This is a genomic window from Pseudoduganella dura (assembly GCF_009727155.1).
Taxonomy (GTDB): Bacteria; Pseudomonadota; Gammaproteobacteria; order Burkholderiales; family Burkholderiaceae_D; genus Rugamonas; species Rugamonas dura.
Map to the genome: position 1 here is coordinate 4,202,330 of NZ_WNWM01000002.1, position 16,515 is coordinate 4,218,844.

General features: G+C 64.5%; 12 protein-coding genes. 5 read left to right on the top strand and 7 right to left on the bottom strand.

All coding sequences use genetic code 11. The features are described 5' to 3' along the window. The first annotated feature begins 33 nt into the window (after positions 1-33). On the top strand, positions 34-471 hold the full coding sequence (locus GJV26_RS18455; protein WP_155710118.1) for a DUF4019 domain-containing protein: 438 nt from the start codon (positions 34-36) through the stop codon (positions 469-471). Between the two features lie 391 nt (positions 472-862). Next, entirely contained in the window at positions 863-2,623 is a 1,761-nt protein-coding gene (locus GJV26_RS18460; protein ID WP_155710119.1) for a hypothetical protein, read from the top strand. Between the two features lie 65 nt (positions 2,624-2,688). Here the strand turns inward: GJV26_RS18460 and GJV26_RS18465 are convergent, their stop codons facing one another. Both GJV26_RS18465 and GJV26_RS18470 read right to left on the bottom strand, forming a co-directional pair. Then, positions 2,689-2,919: a hypothetical protein gene (locus GJV26_RS18465; RefSeq protein WP_155710120.1), complete on the bottom strand. Its 231-nt coding sequence runs from the start codon at positions 2,917-2,919 to the stop codon at positions 2,689-2,691. 184 nt (positions 2,920-3,103) lie between these two features. Continuing rightward, on the bottom strand, positions 3,104-4,048 hold the full coding sequence (locus tag GJV26_RS18470; RefSeq protein ID WP_155710121.1) for a PLP-dependent cysteine synthase family protein: 945 nt from the start codon (positions 4,046-4,048) through the stop codon (positions 3,104-3,106). Positions 4,049-4,241: 193 nt separating this feature from the next. Here GJV26_RS18470 and lpxO point away from each other — a divergent pair, with 193 nt between their 5' ends. After that, a complete protein-coding gene (gene lpxO, locus GJV26_RS18475; protein WP_155710122.1) occupies positions 4,242-5,141 on the top strand; it encodes a lipid A hydroxylase LpxO in 900 nt (299 codons plus the stop codon). Between the two features lie 155 nt (positions 5,142-5,296). On the opposite strand, the gene GJV26_RS18480 is transcribed toward lpxO, so the two are convergent. The 3 genes from GJV26_RS18480 to GJV26_RS18490 are packed head-to-tail and all read right to left on the bottom strand — an operon-like array spanning position 5,297 to position 9,197. Then, on the bottom strand, positions 5,297-7,585 hold the full coding sequence (locus tag GJV26_RS18480) for a xanthine dehydrogenase family protein molybdopterin-binding subunit (protein WP_155710123.1): 2,289 nt from the start codon (positions 7,583-7,585) through the stop codon (positions 5,297-5,299). Further along, the gene (locus tag GJV26_RS18485) at positions 7,582-8,649 is read right to left on the bottom strand and encodes an FAD binding domain-containing protein (RefSeq protein ID WP_155710124.1); all 1,068 of its coding nucleotides are present in this window, start codon (positions 8,647-8,649) and stop codon (positions 7,582-7,584) included. Before GJV26_RS18485 ends, GJV26_RS18480 begins: the two co-directional genes overlap by 4 nt. Further along, positions 8,646-9,197, bottom strand: a complete 552-nt coding sequence (locus GJV26_RS18490) for a (2Fe-2S)-binding protein (protein WP_216643143.1) — start codon at positions 9,195-9,197, stop codon at positions 8,646-8,648. Before GJV26_RS18490 ends, GJV26_RS18485 begins: the two co-directional genes overlap by 4 nt. A 370-nt stretch (positions 9,198-9,567) precedes the next feature. Between GJV26_RS18490 and GJV26_RS18495 the strand changes: the two genes are divergently transcribed. After that, a complete protein-coding gene (locus tag GJV26_RS18495) occupies positions 9,568-11,223 on the top strand; it encodes a methyl-accepting chemotaxis protein (protein WP_155710125.1) in 1,656 nt (551 codons plus the stop codon). Between the two features lie 108 nt (positions 11,224-11,331). Here GJV26_RS18495 and GJV26_RS18500 read toward each other — a convergent pair whose 3' ends face one another. Together GJV26_RS18500 and GJV26_RS18505 are read right to left on the bottom strand one after the other, a co-directional pair. Further along, complete coding sequence (locus tag GJV26_RS18500) at positions 11,332-11,517, bottom strand: oxidoreductase-like domain-containing protein (protein ID WP_371866503.1); 186 nt, start codon at positions 11,515-11,517, stop codon at positions 11,332-11,334. After that, entirely contained in the window at positions 11,495-14,686 is a 3,192-nt protein-coding gene (locus GJV26_RS18505; RefSeq protein WP_155710126.1) for a ligand-binding sensor domain-containing diguanylate cyclase, read from the bottom strand. Before GJV26_RS18505 ends, GJV26_RS18500 begins: the two co-directional genes overlap by 23 nt. A gap of 230 nt (positions 14,687-14,916) precedes the next feature. On the opposite strand from GJV26_RS18505, the gene GJV26_RS18510 reads away from it, so the two are divergent. Then, positions 14,917-16,452, top strand: coding sequence for a DEAD/DEAH box helicase (locus GJV26_RS18510; protein ID WP_155710127.1), 1,536 nt, complete (start codon positions 14,917-14,919; stop codon positions 16,450-16,452). Positions 16,453-16,515 lie beyond the last annotated feature (63 nt).

Genomic DNA, 16,515 nt, shown 5'->3' on the forward strand with positions numbered 1-16,515 from the left:
CGTTCCGCAGTCCATTTCATTCGAGGAGTCGCCATGAAGCTGTTCGCCGCCGCGGTGCTGTTGACCGCCGCCACTTTCGCCTGCGCCCAGGTCGCGCAAACCGCCCAGGCCGGGCAAGAGAAGCAGGCCATCGATGCGGCGAAGGCTGCCGCCGACAAGTGGCTGGCGCTGGTCGATGCCGGGCAGTACAGGGCATCGTGGGAACAGGCCGCGCCGGTGCTGCGCAATGCGGTCGGCGTGGCGCAATGGGAGCAGGGCGGCCGCGCCGTGCGCACGCCGGTCGGCGCCTTCCAGGCGCGCACGCTGGCATCGGCGCAATACACCACCACGATGCCCGGCGCGCCGCAAGGCAAGTACGTGGTGCTGCAATACACCACCCGCTTCGCCGACCGCGCCAACGCGGTGGAGATCGTGACGCCGATGCTGGACGCGGACGGCACGTGGCGCGTGTCCGGGTACTTCCTGAAGTAGGCGGGCCATGGGGCAGGCCGATGGCTTGCTGCGGCGGTTCGCCCTATCCGGTCGATGCAGCCGGAATATCGCCGTGCCCGTATTCCATGGGCTCATCCATGGCCGGCGTCGGGCAAGCAGCCTGCATGGGCAGCCGGCTTGCCAGAATCCTGCACTAGTTGCACGCATAGTGCCCGGCTTGGAAACAACATGCCCAGTCCAAACAAAATTCCTTGATGTAGTAACTATAGCTCATCAAGACTTTCATACTTTCTGTTGCTAATCTCCGACAGGTTGGCTGCTAGCCTCGCCAAAGCAGGAAATTTGCCTTATTACGCATAATTTTGATATTAGAATAAGGCGGCAGGCAGGACCGTAAAAATCCAAAGTAGAGAATTTGGGGGGTATTGTCATGATAAAAGTCATCAGAAATCTCTTGCATTTTACGCTTCTATTTTTCACGCTTCAAACAGCTCACGCGACGTCATTCGTTTTCCCAGCAGGAAGTCCCGAGATTTTGCCGACCACGGTACCGCCAGCCTGGCTGCCCGGAGGTAGTGGTGACGATGGTTATGTCACTGTTCAAGCCGATGTAAAAATGCCGGCCATATCGTGCGCTGCCTTAGGCAAAAAGGGACTTATCGCCGATGTTTTTGCGGAAAAAATGCAGATTGTTGCATCGATAAAAACTGTAGGCTTTCGCAACAACCTTGATGGGCAGAGTTTGCCGGTGGCCACGTTCGATGGAAGGTCCGATCCGGGGGGGTGTACAGGTTTTAACACTTTGCCAGCGATTATCATCCCCTATGCTCGCCTTGAGCCATTTTCTGCTACTGACGAGGGCACATTGGCGATCATTTTCGACGTTAAATCGACGACGGACAAGAACTCGAACCTGCTCTCCAATGCTCAGATGGCACTGGGCGTGGCAGCGGTGTTCACCACCGGTGGGGCAGCCACTACGGTGGCCGGCTTGACAGCAGCGTTCGCCAAACCCGCCTTGTCGAAGGCGGAGCAGAAAATCGACAAGAGCATTGGCATGATTGTTCCGGGGCAGGCGCGGGTCGATTTGACATGGCCAAGTATCCGGAACGGGATCAAGTCGATCACCTTGCCAGTATATGCGGCCAGGACAAAATTCAGAGAGCAGCCGGATGTGGTGATTTCACGGCTTCGAAATACAAAAATCAACGCCAATGACAAGTTGTTCGACATCGTGCTCACGTTTAGCTACAGCAAGACTCTTTTCGATCCGAGGATTTCATCGAAAGACGAGCTTCCCAAAGGCGATTCGGTTGCTAAGATTTTCGTGCTTAATTATCCTCGCCTTCCAGGCATTCAAAATTTCATTCAGTTACTGAATGCGAATGCGCCGAGTCTGCTGCAGACGCTTGCCAATGCAAAAACGCAACCCGAAAAAGCTGCAGCGACAAGCAAGGCTGTCGAGGTATTGGAAAGTACGGGGTTGAATGAAATCGACAGGGCCATTGTGATGAAATCGTTCATCGACGAGGCAAAAAAGGATGTCAACTGGTATGGAGCGCCAGAAGTTAATCAATATTTCTATGATTTAACCGATTTGAAAGCTCAGGTTATTAGAATATATGGGAGTGGAGGTCAATATGTCGGTATCGCCGATACGCAGGCAGGCATGGGCGAAAAATTTGATTCATGGAAACAAGCCGTTCCACCCATCCTTGCCGATCTCAGGCAGGCACTGACGACTACGGAAGCCAGAACTGCTGCGCTGAGCAATTTCAATGGCGGAGCGGACATCGAGGTTTCGTTTTATCCTGGTCCAGGCGAATGGGTGACTGCGGCGCCCATGACATCGGGCACATCAGTGCCGGGCACGACGGGTGGCACCAGCACGGACGATGCAGCCATCAAATATCCACCTGGCATTACAAAGCTTGCCGCCACAGGGGTGACCAAGGCGGGTTGCTTTGCGTATGGCAGCGACGCCAACCTTGAGGCGGAGAATTTCGGGGGCCACATGATCGTTGTTTCTGAAAAAGGTGAACCCTGGCGAGCGGATGTAAAAGTAGGGCCGAAGGGCGGTGGGAAGATAAGCAAGGTTACCTTGGCCAGGCTGACGGATGACTGGAAAAACTATTTCAAGTCAGCGACTTTCGGCGGGGGAGACTGCCCTGGAATCTTGAGCTCGCTCTAAGCGGTATCTGCCTGGGGCCGCAGGATACGCTTCGGGCAGATTTGACCGGTGCCGGCTAGGCCCGCCTAGGCCGGTGACATGGCGGCCGTCCTGTCCAGTGCCGAGTAGGGCCAGAGCCGCTTTCGAGCCCCGGTGGACAATACCCGCTCGATGACATCCTGCGACAGTTGCTCTGCGTGCAGCACGGCCATTGCCGCGCGTGTCCCGTGTGTTTGCTGGATCGATATGGCCGCCTGCACCATGGCGGCCTGTATGTAGTTTTCCCTGCGACACGTGACGAGGTCATAGTTATGCATGGGCGTCTCCTCCTTGGGAAGCAATCATGCGATAAGTGACGTGGAATGTTTAGGACAAAATGACAGGTCTTGATGTAGCTCAAACTCCATGCATTCACATGGTTGAGCTCGCACAATACGGCAAAAAACCATGCATGGCGCCTGGGCGATGCCCGTGTGGCGGGTATCAAAAAGCAAGGGGCGGTCAAAAATATTTGGACAGGTAATTCACGCCCGAGTCGGGGAAGATTGTGACGATCCGGCCGGCCAGCTTCGGCAGCAGTTGCGCAATGCCCGCCGCCACGCAGCCCGACGAGCCGCCGGCCAGGATGCCTTCCTCGCGCGCCAGCCGGTGGCAATAGTCGACGGCCATGTCGTCCGGCACCTGGATCACGTCATCCACCACGGCGGCGTCGAATGTGCCGCATGGCTTGCGCTTGCCCACGCCCTCGATGACGGTGCTGAACGTGCCGCTGTCGCCATCTTTGCTGGCCGCGATCCCGGCCACCGCCGCGCGGTACGCCGAATGCAGCGGTTCGACGCCGATCACGACGATGCGCGGATCGCGCTCCTTGAGGAACCGGCCGATGCCGGAAATCGTGCCGCCCGAGCCGATGCCGCACACGAAGTAGTCGATGCGGCCGTCGAGCTGGGCCCACAGCTCGGGCGCCGTGTCCACGTAGTGGGCTTGCCGGTTCAGGTCCGACCGGTACTGGTCGACATGGAATGCGCCGTGTTCGCGGGCGATGCGTTCGGCCATGCTCAGGTAACTGCGTCCGTGCGCTTCGGGTACGCCAGACATGCCCCTGTGCACCACCGCGCCGTACGCTTCCATGCGGCGGATCTTCTCCACGCTGGTCTGTTCCGGCACCGTGACATCGCAGCGCAGTCCGCCCACCGCGGCGGCCATCGCCAGGGCGGCGCCGGTATTGCCGGACGAGCTTTCCACCACGCGTTCCACGCCGGGCGGCATGTGGCGCAGCACATGGCGCACCATGCGGTCCTTGATGCTGCCGCCGGGGTTCATGAATTCGAGCTTGGCCACCACATCGTGGCCGTGGAACAGGCGCCGCAGGCGCACCAGCGGGGTGTTGCCGATGGCATCGAGCACGGAATCGTGGATCTGCGACACGCGTTCGGAGTGCGGCATGGTTACCCCTGAAATATTTTTCCTAGAGGAAATGTTAGCACCGAAATCGTGCCGGCAGCGCGCGCCTGACCTGAAACCGTTCAGGGTTTTGCATAAAAGGCATGGCACGCAAGTAAGACCCGGCCCGGCCGCGAACCCGGCATGGAAAGCTGCGTTAGAATGGCCGGTTTCGGCAATACTCGAGGTAAGCGCAATGAAATGGGCCCTGATCGGTTTTTACATCCTGTCCGTGATGCACATCCACTTCCGCGGCAAAGTGCGGCTGCCGATCGGCCGCCAGTTGTTCGACCACTCGTCGTTCATGGCGCCGATTAACATCTTCATGCACTTCTTCTCGCGCGTACCGTCCACGCCTTACCTGCCGGTAGCGGGTTTCAAGGAACTGGCGCCGCTGCAGGAAAACTGGCAGGTGATCCGTGCCGAGGCCGAAAACCTGATCCGCCTGCAGAAGATCAAGGCATCCGAAAAGAACGACGATGCCGGCTTCAACTCGTTCTTCAAGGCGGGCTGGAAGCGCTTTTACCTGAAGTGGTACAACGCCAGCCATCCGTCCGCGGCCGAACTGTGCCCGAAAACCTATGCGCTGCTGCAGGGCATTCCTTCCGTGAAGGCGGCGATGTTCGCCGAACTGCCGCCGGGCGGCAAGCTCAACCCGCACCGCGACCCGTTCGCCGGTTCGCTGCGCTACCACCTGGGCCTGGCTACGCCGAACGACGACCGCTGCTTCATCGACGTGGACGGCGTGAGCCACAGCTGGCGCGACGGCCAGGGCGTGATCTTCGACGAAACCTACATCCACTGGGCGATCAACGGCAGCGAGAGCAACCGCATCATCCTGTTCTGCGACATCGAACGCCCGATGCGCTTCCGCTGGGCGCAAGCCGTCAACCGCTTCCTGGGCCGCACGATGATGACGGCCGCCGCCTCGCCGAACGAAACGGGCGACCAGGTGGGATTGGTGTCGAAGCTGTTCCGCGTGTCGCACTATGCCGGCATCTACCGCCGGCGGTTCAAGGCGTGGAACAAGACCGTGTACAAGATCACGAAGGTGGCGCTGATCGTCGGTCTGGGCGCGCTGATCTACTACATCTGAAAATCAAGACGGACCCTGTTTTCCAGGAAATTTCCCAGAAAACAGGGTCCGTCCCTATTTTTGTTTTTGCTATTTTTGAAAACCGGTGTCCGACACCTTTTTCTGGAACAATCATCCGGGAAAAAGTGTTCGACACCACTGGCTCACTAGCCGGGTTATGGCTCGCCGGCCAGCACCTTGTCCGGCGTCATCGGCGTGCTGCGCAGGCGCTTGCCGGTGGCGTGCCAGATCGCGTTGCTGATCGCGGCGGCCACGCCGACGATGCCGATTTCCCCCACACCCTTGGCGCCCAGCCGGCTGACGATCCGGTCGTCCTCGTTCGCGAAAATCACGTCCATCGCGTGGATGTCGGCGTTCACCGGCACGTGGTACTCGGCATAGTTGTGGTTCATGAACCGCCCCAGCCGGTGGTCGGCATACGATTCCTCGTGCAGCGCCTGGCTGATGCCCCACACGATGCCGCCGGTGATCTGGCTCGTTGCCGTCTTGGTGTTCATGATGCGGCCGGCGGCGATCGCGCTCGTTACGCGCGTCACGCGCACCATGCCGGTCTGCTCGTCGACACGCACCTCCACGAACACGGCCGAGTGCACCAGCCGGCGGAACTTGCGCTGCTTGAGCATGTTCGGCAGCATCAGGTATTTTTCTTCCAGCTTCACCAGGCCGCTGTCGCCCAGGATCGCCTTCAGCGGCAGCGCAACATCGGGCTGGCGCTTGAGCCGCAGCGTGCCGCCGGCAAATTCCACGTCCTTGAACTTCGCATCCGCGAACGGCGAAGCGTGCAGCTTCTGCGCGTGCTTGAGCAGGGTTTTGCGCAGCTTTTCGCAGGCACCGGCAACGGCCGAACCCACCGTGGTCACGTGCGACGAGCCGCCCTGGATCGGCGCCACCGGCAGCGTGGAGTCGCCCAGCTGGAATGTCACGTCCTCCAGCGGCAGGCCCAGCGCCTCGGCGGCGATCATCGCCATCACCGTGTAGGTACCGGTGCCGATGTCGGTCGCCGCGCTGGACACCACCAGCCGGCCATCGGCATGCAGCACGGCGCTGGCGCGGGCGAACATCTGCATCGCGTCCCACACGCCGGTCGCCATGCCCCAACCGACCCATTCGGTGCCTTCCTTGCGCGAACGCGGTTCCAGCGGCCGTCGTGCCCAGCCGAATTTCTGCGCACCGAGCTCGTAGCAGGCCCGCAGTTCCTTGCTGGAATAGGGCTTGTCCTCGATCGGCGAGCGCTCCGCATAGTTCTTCAGGCGCAGCGCCAGCGGATCCATTTTCAGTTCATAGGCCAGCTCGTCCATCGCCACTTCCAGCGCGTGCACGCCGTGCGCGGCGCCGGGCGCGCGCATGTCGATCGGGGTGTATTCGTCGAGCTTCACGAGCTTGTAGTCGAGCTTGATGTTGTCGCATGCGTACAGCAGGCCCGACCAGTTGACCACCACCTCCACGTAATCCTCGATCGGCGACGTGGCGGCGATCGCCTGGTGCCAGATCGCGCGCAGCGTGCCGTCCCGCTCGGCCGCCAGCTTCACGCGCTGCACGGTTTCGGGGCGGTGGCCGAACGTGAACATCTGCTGGCGCGTCAGCACCACGCGCACCGAGCGCTTCAGGTGCAGCGACGCCATCACCGCCAGCGTCAGCTGGTATTGCGGCCGCAGGCCGGAGCCGAACGCGCCGCCCACGTAGGTGTTGCGCACCGTGACCTTGTCCTTGGAAAGGCCGAACACGTGCGACACGTACCAGCGGCTGTTCTGCGAGCTTTGCGTCTTGTCATGGATGGTCAGGTGGCCATCCTCGCCGCGGATCACGGTCGAGGCGAACAGCTCCATCGGGTTGTGGTGTTCCACGCCGCTGTAGAACTCCGCGTCGATCTTCACCGGCGCGGCGGCGAACGCCGCGTCGGTATCGCCCTTTTCGTCCGGCGGCGGCTCGAAACCCGCTTTCAGGGGCTTGGGCTTGTAGGCGCGGTCCAGGTTGGCCGAAAGCTTGGTGCCGTGCGGCTCGGGCGCGATCTCGAACGTCACCAGCGAAGCGGCATAGCGCGCCGCCTCGAATGTTTCGGCCACCACCAGCGCCAGCGGCTGGCCGCTGTACATCACGTGGTCGTCGTACAGCGGGCGGAACGGCGAGCCGGCCGGCGCCGTCATGTCCTTGTAGGCGATATCGAAGGAACGCACCTTCGGGCGGTTCAGGTGCGTGAGCACTTCCACCACGCCGTCGACCGCCAGCGCGGCACGCGTGTCGATTGACAGGATCTTGCCCTTGGCGGCCGGCGAACTGACGACGACGCCGTACGCCAGGTCGGCCGCCGGGTACTCGGCCGCGTATTTCGCCTGGCCCGTCACCTTCGCGCGGCCATCCACCCGCGATACCGGCGTGCCGGTGCGGACAGGCCCCGTGCCCCGGTCCGCGCTGGGTGCCTGCAATGCTTCGATCAGATCCGTCATTGCGCTTCTCCGTGATTCGTTTGGTTCATTCCCCCGTTCGTCACCGTTCCCTGGCTGGCCATGTGCAGTGCGCGCACGATGGCGTTCCGGGCGAGCGGGATCTTGAAGTCGTTGGCGCCGCGGCCCAGGGCGCCGTGCAGCAACGCATCGGCCACGCGGCCGAAGGCTTCATCGCCCGGTTCGGCGCCTTCCAGCAGTTGCTCCGCTTCCGGCAGGCGCCAAGGCTTGTGGGCCACGCCGCCCAGCGCGATGCGCGCGGCGGCGATCCTCCCGTCCGCGCCGATATCCAGGGCGGCCGCCACCGACACCAGCGCGAACGCATAGGACAGCCGTTCGCGCAGCTTCAGGTAGGCCGAGTGCCGCACGAACCGCGCCGCCTCCGGCAACGCAATGCCCGTGATCAGTTCATCCGGCGCCAGCGTCGTGTCGATGTCGGGCCGGTCGCCGGGCAGCCGGTGGAACCCGGCAAAGGGGATTTCACGCTTGCCGCGCACCGATTGCACGTGCACCACCGCTTCGAGCGCGGCGAGCGCCACGCACATGTCGGAAGGGTGGGTGGCGATGCAGTGTTCGCTGGTGCCCAGGATCGCATGCTGGCGCGTGATGCCGCCGTTGGCCGAGCAGCCGCTGCCCGGCTCGCGCTTGTTGCAGGGCGTGGCCACGTCGTAGAAATACCAGCAGCGGGTGCGCTGCAGCAGGTTGCCGCCGTTGCTGGCCATGTTGCGCAGCTGCGGCGAGGCGCCGGCCAGGATCGCCGCCGACAGCAGCGGATAATGCTGCTCCACCAGTGGGTGGTAGGCGGTATCGGCATTGCGGGCGAGGGCGCCCAGCAGCAGTCCGCCGTCCGGCGTTTGCGCGATGCTGGCCAAAGGCAGGCGGTTGATATCGACCAGGTGCGGGGCGATCGTTACGCCTTCCTTCATCAGGTCGAGCAGGTTGGTGCCGCCGGCCACGAAGCGAATCTCGTGTTGGTTCGCGGTCCCGGTGCCGGCAGCGGCGTTGGCGGCAATGACTTGCAGCGCGCTCTCCACGCTGTCCGGGCGATCGTAGGCGAACGGGTTCATGCCGGCACCGTTCCGGTAACGACCGGCCCTTCGGCGTTTTCGCTGTCCGCCGGCACGCCGGCCACCTGGGCGACGGCACGCAGGATCTGCGGGTAGGCGCCGCAGCGGCAGATGTTCCCGCTCATCAGCTCGCGCACGTCGGCCGAGCACCTGGCCCGTCCCTCGCTGATCAGGCCAACCGCGGAACAGATCTGGCCGGGAGTACAGTAACCGCACTGGAAGGCGTCGTGGTCCACGAAGGCTTGCTGCAGCGGGTGCAGGGTGTCGCCGTTGGCCAGGCCTTCGATCGTGGTGACTGCGCGGCCGTCGTTCATCACGGCCAGTGTCAGGCAGGAATTGATGCGGCGGCCATCGACGAGCACCGTGCAGGCGCCGCACTGCCCGTGATCGCAGCCTTTCTTGGTGCCGGTCAGCCCCATCCGCTCGCGCAGCAGGTCGAGCAGGGTGACCCAGGCTTCGATTTCCATGGTGTGCTGTTGTCCGTTGACGGTGATTGTCAGCGGGCAGCGCGCGGGAGCATGCATGGCGTGCCTTTCGGGTGAGTTCATGAAAGGCACCACGTTAGCGCGCGCAACGGCTGCGTTGCGTGCGCACACACACACAGGTTGTCGCCACAAGAAAAAAGCCCGCAGCTTGCGCTGCGGGCCGAGGGTCCAACGAGGTGTTCTTGATTTTTATTCCGGTGCTTCCTCGACGTGGAAGCATTGAAATCTGTTAATGATATTAATCAAACTGCCTGGTGATTTCAAGAAGGAAATCCGGGATTCGTGAGGGAAATGTCACCGTTCTGCAACACATTTGTACAAATAAAGTGTTAGCTGCGTGGCTCCTGGTTCCTGTCCATCGTGGCATGCTGATAGCGTCGCGACGCTGGCCCGCCGGACCTGCGCCTTTCATCTACCAGTCGAGGAGATGGACATGCAATGGTTTCGTGATCTGAAGATCGCCCGCAAGCTGTTGCTTGCGTTCGCCGTGGTGCAGTTGCTGATGCTGGTGCTGGGCATCGCCTGCCTGCAGTCGATGTCCCGCATCAACGACGCGTCGAGCGACCTGGCGGAGAACTGGCTTCCCAGCGTGCGTGCCGTCATGCAGGTGCGCAACGATGTGGGCGACCTGCGACGCCAGGAACTGGCTTTCCTGATGGCCGACGACCCGCAGGAACGCAACCGCTTCTCGCAGCAGATGGATACCACGAAGGCAGCCGCCGGCACCAACATCGCCAACTATGAAAAACTGATCTCGAGTCCCGAGGAGCGGGCGCAGTTCAACGTCTTCGCAGGCAGCTGGCAGGGTTTCCTCGCCGAGCACGGCAAGGTGATGGATCTCGCCCGGCAGGGGCGCAACGACGAGGCCCGGGCGATCGCCAACGGTGCGATAACGCGCCTGCTGCGCGAAATCAATACCACGCTGGACGGCCTGGTGCGCGTGAACGTGACAGGCGGCGACAAGGCCAGCGCGGCGGCCACGCAGCTGTATGAGTCCACGCGCATGTGGACGATCGCGCTGCTGGTCGGCGCCGTCACGGCCGGCATCGCGCTGGCGCTGTGGGTGGCCGGCATCGTGTCGAAGCCGCTGCGCGAAGCCGTCGACGTGGCCCGCACCGTGGCCGGCGGCGACCTCACGCGGCCGATCGACGTGCGGTCGCGCGATGAAACAGGCGAGCTGATGATGGCCTTGCGCGACATGACGGCCAGCCTGCAAACCCTGGTGGCGCAGGTGCGCACCGGGACCGAGACGATTTCCACCGCGTCGAGCCAGATCGCGGCCGGTAACCAGGACCTGTCTTCACGCACCGAGCAGCAGGCCAGTTCTCTGGAAGAGACCGCCTCGTCGATGGAGGAACTGACGTCGACCGTGCGCCAGAACGCGGACAATGCGCGCCAGGCCAACCAGCTGGCCCAGTCGGCCTCGGGCATCGCGGTGCGCGGCGGCCAGGTCGTGGGCGAGGTGGTGGGCACGATGGCATCGATCAACCAGGCATCGCAGCGGATCGTCGAGATCATCGGCACGATCGACAGCATCGCCTTCCAGACCAATATCCTGGCGCTGAACGCCGCCGTGGAGGCGGCCCGTGCCGGCGAGCAGGGCAGGGGCTTCGCCGTGGTGGCATCCGAGGTGCGCAACCTGGCACACCGCTCGGCCGCCGCCGCCAAGGACATCAAGCAGCTGATCGGCGACTCGGTCCAGAAGGTCGACGCCGGCTCGCGCCTGGTCGACGAGGCGGGCAACACGATGCGCGAGATCGTCGCCAGCATCGCCCGCGTGTCGAACATCGTCAGCGAGATCACGGCCGCCAGTAACGAACAGAGTACCGGCATCGAACAGGTCAACGAAGCGGTGGTGCAGATGGACCAGGTCACGCAGCAGAATGCCGCGCTGGTGGAGCAGTCGGCCGCGGCCGCGGAGGCGATGCAGCAGCAGGCCGAGCGGCTGGCGGCACTGGTCGCCACGTTCCGCGTCAATGCCGATGCGATGGCCGGGGTGGCCGCGCAGGCGGTCGTCGCGCCGGTGCGGGCGGCGACACGGCCGGCGCTGCCGCGTGCGGCGGGCAAGGATGCATGGGAAACGTATTGAAGGCGCTGTCGCCGCGGCTTGTTGGAACGGCCTGAACCTTCTGCAGTCCGTTGTCTGGACAGTATCGACGACGAGAGCGGCGAACAGCCGGCGCCGCGGCCGCTCCGTTCAGCTGCTGTCCGGGTGGCGCGCCAGCCACGCCGCCAGCAGCGTTTCGTAGCGCTCCAGGGCATCGTTGTACAGGTCGAACACGCAGACGGCGCAGCCGCTGTGACAGCAGTCGTCCGGCGCCGGCGGAACGGGCGGTTCGGGGCGTGGATCGGCGGCGCGATCAGGCGGCGGAGCGGTCATCATGCCCCAGCACCGCCCCGTTCTTGCCCCGTACCTTGGCGCGCAGCAGCGCCTCGTCCGCGCGCCGTAGCAGTTCGGACGGCGCCTCGGAGGTCGGCCGCAGCGCGGCGACCCCGATGCTGACGGTGAGCTTGCCGAGCGGCGATTCGCCGTGCGGCAGGTCCAGCGCCGCCACCTCGGCGCAGATCGCCTGCGCCTCCTTCAGCGCGGTGGCGGCGTCGCCGGCGGCCCACAGCACCGCGAATTCCTCGCCGCCGTAGCGGGCCACGAAGTCGGTCGTGCGCCGGCCGTGCCGCATCAGCACCTCGGCCACGGCGCGCAGGCCGGCGTCGCCGGCCGCGTGGCCGTGCCGGTCGTTGTACTGCCTGAACCAGTCCAGGTCCACCATCGCCAGCGCCAGCACCTGGCCGGTACGTGCGGCGCGGCGCCACTCGGCATCCAGCCTGGCGTCGAAGGCGCGGCGGTTGGTCAGGCCCGTCAGGCCGTCCGTGGTCGACAGCGACGCCAGTTTCAGGTGCGATTCCTCCAGCGCGGCGGTGCGCGCGCGCACCAGGTCTTCCAGCGAGCGGTTGGCGCCCTTGAGCCGCCGCACGCGCCAGTTGTAGGCGGTCCACAGCAGCGCCAATGCCAGCGCGGCGGCCAGCAGGCGGAACCACCACGCTTCCCAGAACGGCGGCGTGATCGTCACCGTCAGCGTCACCGGCTCGGCGCTCCACTGGCCGCGGTGGTTCGAGGCCTTTACGCGGAACACGTAGCGGCCCGGGTCCAGGTTGGTATACGTGGCGGCGCGATGGACCGCATCCGTTTCCACCCAGTCGCGGTCGAAGCCTTCCAGCCGGTAGGCGTAGCGGTTCAGCGCCGGCTCTGTGTAGTGCAGGGCCGCGAACTCGATCGAGAACGCCGAGGCGCTCGAGGCCAGCGTCAGCGCGCGCGGCGCCGTCACGGTGCCGTCGAGCGCCACGCCGGCATGCGGCCCCGGTTCGGCCAGCGAGCGGTTGTAGACCTTGATGTCGGTGATCGCCAGCTGCGGGGGCACCGACTGGCTGCGCACCTCGCGCGGCGCGACGGCCGTGAGGCCGTGCACGCCGCCGAAGTACAGGATGCCGTCCGGCCCCGGCGTCGACGAGTTGACGGTGAAGCCGTCCGTCATGCCGTCCGCCGCCGTGTACAGCGTGGCCTTCGCGGTGGCCGGATCGACGCGGAACAGACCGACGATCGTGCTGACCCACAGCTGGTCGTCCAGGTCGCTACGGATCGACAGGACCTTCGCGCCCCCGGTCGCCGCCGTGTACGAGCGGAACGTGATCGCGTCGCCCGCCTGCACCACCTGCTGCAGGCCTTTCGCGGTGCCGATCCAGATGCGGCCCAGCGAATCCTCGTGCACGGACGAGACGTTGTCGTCGGCCAGGCTGTCGGCGGCATCGGGCCGGTGCGTGAAATGGCGGAATTTGCCGGTCTTCGGATCGAGCAGGTCGAGGCCGCCGCCGTTCCATTCCGAGCCCATCCACACGCGGCCGTTGCGGTCTTCCAGCACGGACGACGTGCCGTTGACGGCGCGACTGTCCGGGTCGGCCGGGTCGTTCTGGAAGAGGCGGTGGTTGCCGGTGGCCGGTTCGTAGCGGATCAGGCTGTTGCCGGTGGCGAGCCAGAGGATGCCGCCGCGGCCCGGCGCGATCGCATTGATGTAATCGCTGGCGGGATTGCCGAAGTGAACCACCTTGAACGGGCCGGCCGGGCTGTCCAGCCGGTTCAGGCCGTTCGACGTGCCGGCCCACAGCGGTCCTTCGGCACCCTGATACAGGCTGTAGACAATGTTTTGCGACAGCGAGCCGGGCTGGCGGGGATCGGAAGTGTAGCGGCGCACCACGCTGTTGGCGGCCGGATCGAACAGGCTGATGCCCACGTTGCCGCCCAGCCAGAGCTTGCCGTCCGGCGCTTTCGCCACCGCCAGCACGGCATTGCTCGCGGCGACATTGCTTGCGGCATTCGGGCCGATGCCGCTGGTGTCGAAGTGCTGCGGCACGTAGCGGGTAAAGCCGCTGCTGTTCAGGTTGACGAGGCTGATGCCGTCGGTGAACGTGGCGATCCACAGCATGCCGCTGCGGTCCTGCAGCATCGCGCGCGTGCTGTCGCCCGGCAGCGAATAGGGATCGTTCGGCGCGTGCCGGTATTGCGTGAAACTGCCGGCCTGCGCATTCCAGCGCAGCAGGCCGGCGGAAAGCGTGGTCGCCCACAGCGTGCCGCTGCGGTCGATATAGAAGTTCGTCACGCGGCTGTTCGGGGTCGGCACCTGCCGGCGCGTGTTCCAGTCGCCCTTGCCGTCCCAGCGCAGCACGCCGCTTTCGGTGCCGATCCACAGCGCGCCATGGGCGTCGAACTGCAGCGCGCGCACGATGTTGGTGCGGGGATCGGTCTGGCCGGCAGGGTCCACCCCGTGGTGGACGAACTCGGTGGCGCCCGGCGGCAGGTAATCCAGCCCGCCCGGCCAGGTGGCGGCCCACAGGCCGCCCCTGGCATCGAGCGTGATGGCGTTGACGTCGTTGCTGGCCAGGCTGCCCGGCCGTGCCGGATCGTGGCTGTGCACCGTGAACTTGCCGGTGGCGGGATCGAAGTGCTGCAGGCCGCCCCAGCTGGCGAGCCACATGCCATCCTTGCCGTCCGAAATGATGGCCTTGATGATGCCCCGGTTGAGCGGGCCTGTACCCCGGGGGCCCTGCGGCGCCCTGAAAACGGTGAAATCGTTGGTGGCGGCGTCGTACCGCGCCAGGCCGTTCTGCGTGCCGGCCCAGATGCGGCCCTGCCGGTCTTCGTATAGCGTGGAAACACGGTCGTGCGGCAGGCTTTTCGGATCGTTGCTGCGGTTCCGGTAGCGCACCGCCTGGTAGCCGTTGTAGCGGTACAGGCCGTTGACATGGGTGCCGATCCACATGAAGCCCTGGCGATCCTGCAGCAGCGAGAGCATCGACGGCTCGTCGTTGCCGAGCGGCCCCAGCTTCTTGAAGCGCAGGGTCGGCGGCGGTTTGGCTTCACCCGCGACCCTGGCCCCGGCTCCGGCCTGGCCCCGGGCCGGGGTAACGGCGGCCAGCAGCAGGCATGCCGCCACCGATGCCGCCACGAATTTTGCCAGCCCCGTCCGCACGGGACGCGCCAGGTCGAATATTTGAGCTCGCATGGGCTGATTATAGAATCAAACGCATTCCTTTTATGCAATAAAAGATCGTGCTGCACGCCATTTTGTGCGTGTCCCGCCTGAAACAGGTATGATTCGTGGTTGGCCTTCAGCCTCAGCATGGGCGGTCTCCGACCTCGGCGAGGTTGGCCGTTTCAGTATCGCGGGGTTGGCAGTCCCGGTCACAGCTGCAGTTTTTTTCTCGGAAAGCATGGTCGCACGACCAATCATTTATGTCTGACATCGAAACAACCGCCCAGCCCGAGGCTCCCGCCCAGGTGCGTTTCTCCGACTTCGGCCTTTCTCCCGACATCCTGCGCGCGCTGACGGACCAGGGATATGTGCACCCGACGCCGATCCAGGCGCAGGCGATCCCAGTGGTGTTGCAGGGGCGCGACGTGATGGGCGCGGCCCAGACCGGTACCGGCAAGACCGCCGGCTTTTCGCTGCCGATCATCCAGCTGCTGCTGGCGCACGCGAGCGCGAGCATGAGCCCCGCGCGCCACCCGGTGCGCGCGCTGATCCTGGCGCCGACCCGCGAGCTGGCGGTGCAGGTGGCGGAAAACGTGGCGAATTACTGCAAGCACACGCCGCTGCGCTCGACCGTGGTGTACGGTGGCGTAGACATCAAGCCGCAGGCCGCGATCATGCGCGGTGGCGTCGAGATCGTGATCGCCACGCCGGGCCGCCTGCTGGACCACGTGGAACAGAAGAACATTTCGCTGTCGCAGGTGCAGATGCTGGTGATGGACGAAGCCGACCGCATGCTCGACATGGGCTTCCTGCCGGACCTGCAGCGCATCATCAACATGCTGCCGAAGCAGCGCCAGAACCTGATGTTCTCGGCCACGTTCTCGCCCGAGATCAAGAAACTGGCGGCCACGTTCCTGAACGATCCCGTCACCATCGAAGTGGCGCGCAGCAATGCCACGGCCGACAAGGTCACGCAGGTGGTCTACAAGGTCAGCGAAGAAAACAAGCGCGATGCCGTGGCCCACATCCTGCGTAGCCGCGAGCTGAAACAGGTGATCGTGTTCTCGAACACCAAGATCGGCGCCTCGCGCCTGGCGCGCGGCCTGGAACAGGAAGGCATGAAGGCTTCCGCGATCCACGGCGACAAGACGCAGCAGGAACGGATGGCGGCGCTGGAAGCGTTCAAGCGCGGCGAAGTGGATGTGCTGGTGGCCACCGACGTGGCGGCCCGCGGCCTCGACATCACCGACCTGCCGTGCGTGATCAACTACGACCTGCCGTACAACGCCGAAGACTACGTGCACCGGATCGGCCGCACGGGCCGCGCCGGCGCCTCCGGCGATGCGATCTCGATTTTCTCCGACAAGGACGAGCGCCTGCTGGTGGACATCGAAAAGCTGATCAAGCAGACCATCAAGCGCGCCGAACTGGTTGGCTTCAGTCCGTCGGCCCGCAGCGCCGAGGAACGCCACGGCGAACGCCGCACCCCGCGCCGCGCCGAAGGCGAACGTAGCACGGGCGGCCCCTATGCCGGCCCCAATGGCGGCGGCAGTGGCAGCAGCAGCGGCGGCAACGGTGGTTCCGGCAGCGGCCGTCCCGATCGCAGCGCGACCTACGACCGTGGCCCCCGCCCGTCCGGCCCGCGCCGCGACAAGGTCGATCCGTGGTTCCTGAAGCCCTACGAGCCCACCCGCGGCGGCAACGCCAACGCGGCACCCGCTTCGCCATCGTCGTCGTCGTCGTCGAAGCCCAAGCCGAAGCTGGCAGCCTTGCTGGGCGGCTTGCGGAAAGAATGAGCGGCCGAAGGCTTGTAGTGCCAGAAACGGAAATTCAGCGGGTATAATTGCGCGGTTTTTAAC

Excerpts from the sequence above, each read along its gene's own strand:
- GJV26_RS18480 (WP_155710123.1), bottom strand. The coding sequence starts at position 7,585 with ATGACGGATCTGATCGAAGCATTGCAGGCACCCAGCGCGGACCGGGGC.
- GJV26_RS18485 (WP_155710124.1), bottom strand. The coding sequence starts at position 8,649 with ATGAACCCGTTCGCCTACGATCGCCCGGACAGCGTGGAGAGCGCGCTG.
- GJV26_RS18500 (WP_371866503.1), bottom strand. The coding sequence starts at position 11,517 with ATGATGACCGCTCCGCCGCCTGATCGCGCCGCCGATCCACGCCCCGAA.
- GJV26_RS18470 (WP_155710121.1), bottom strand. The coding sequence starts at position 4,048 with ATGCCGCACTCCGAACGCGTGTCGCAGATCCACGATTCCGTGCTCGAT.
- lpxO (WP_155710122.1), top strand. The coding sequence starts at position 4,242 with ATGAAATGGGCCCTGATCGGTTTTTACATCCTGTCCGTGATGCACATC.
- GJV26_RS18490 (WP_216643143.1), bottom strand. The coding sequence starts at position 9,197 with ATGAACTCACCCGAAAGGCACGCCATGCATGCTCCCGCGCGCTGCCCG.
- GJV26_RS18510 (WP_155710127.1), top strand. The coding sequence starts at position 14,917 with ATGTCTGACATCGAAACAACCGCCCAGCCCGAGGCTCCCGCCCAGGTG.
- GJV26_RS18455 (WP_155710118.1), top strand. The coding sequence starts at position 34 with ATGAAGCTGTTCGCCGCCGCGGTGCTGTTGACCGCCGCCACTTTCGCC.
- GJV26_RS18460 (WP_155710119.1), top strand. The coding sequence starts at position 863 with ATGATAAAAGTCATCAGAAATCTCTTGCATTTTACGCTTCTATTTTTC.
- GJV26_RS18505 (WP_155710126.1), bottom strand. The coding sequence starts at position 14,686 with ATGCGAGCTCAAATATTCGACCTGGCGCGTCCCGTGCGGACGGGGCTG.
- GJV26_RS18465 (WP_155710120.1), bottom strand. The coding sequence starts at position 2,919 with ATGCATAACTATGACCTCGTCACGTGTCGCAGGGAAAACTACATACAG.
- GJV26_RS18495 (WP_155710125.1), top strand. The coding sequence starts at position 9,568 with ATGCAATGGTTTCGTGATCTGAAGATCGCCCGCAAGCTGTTGCTTGCG.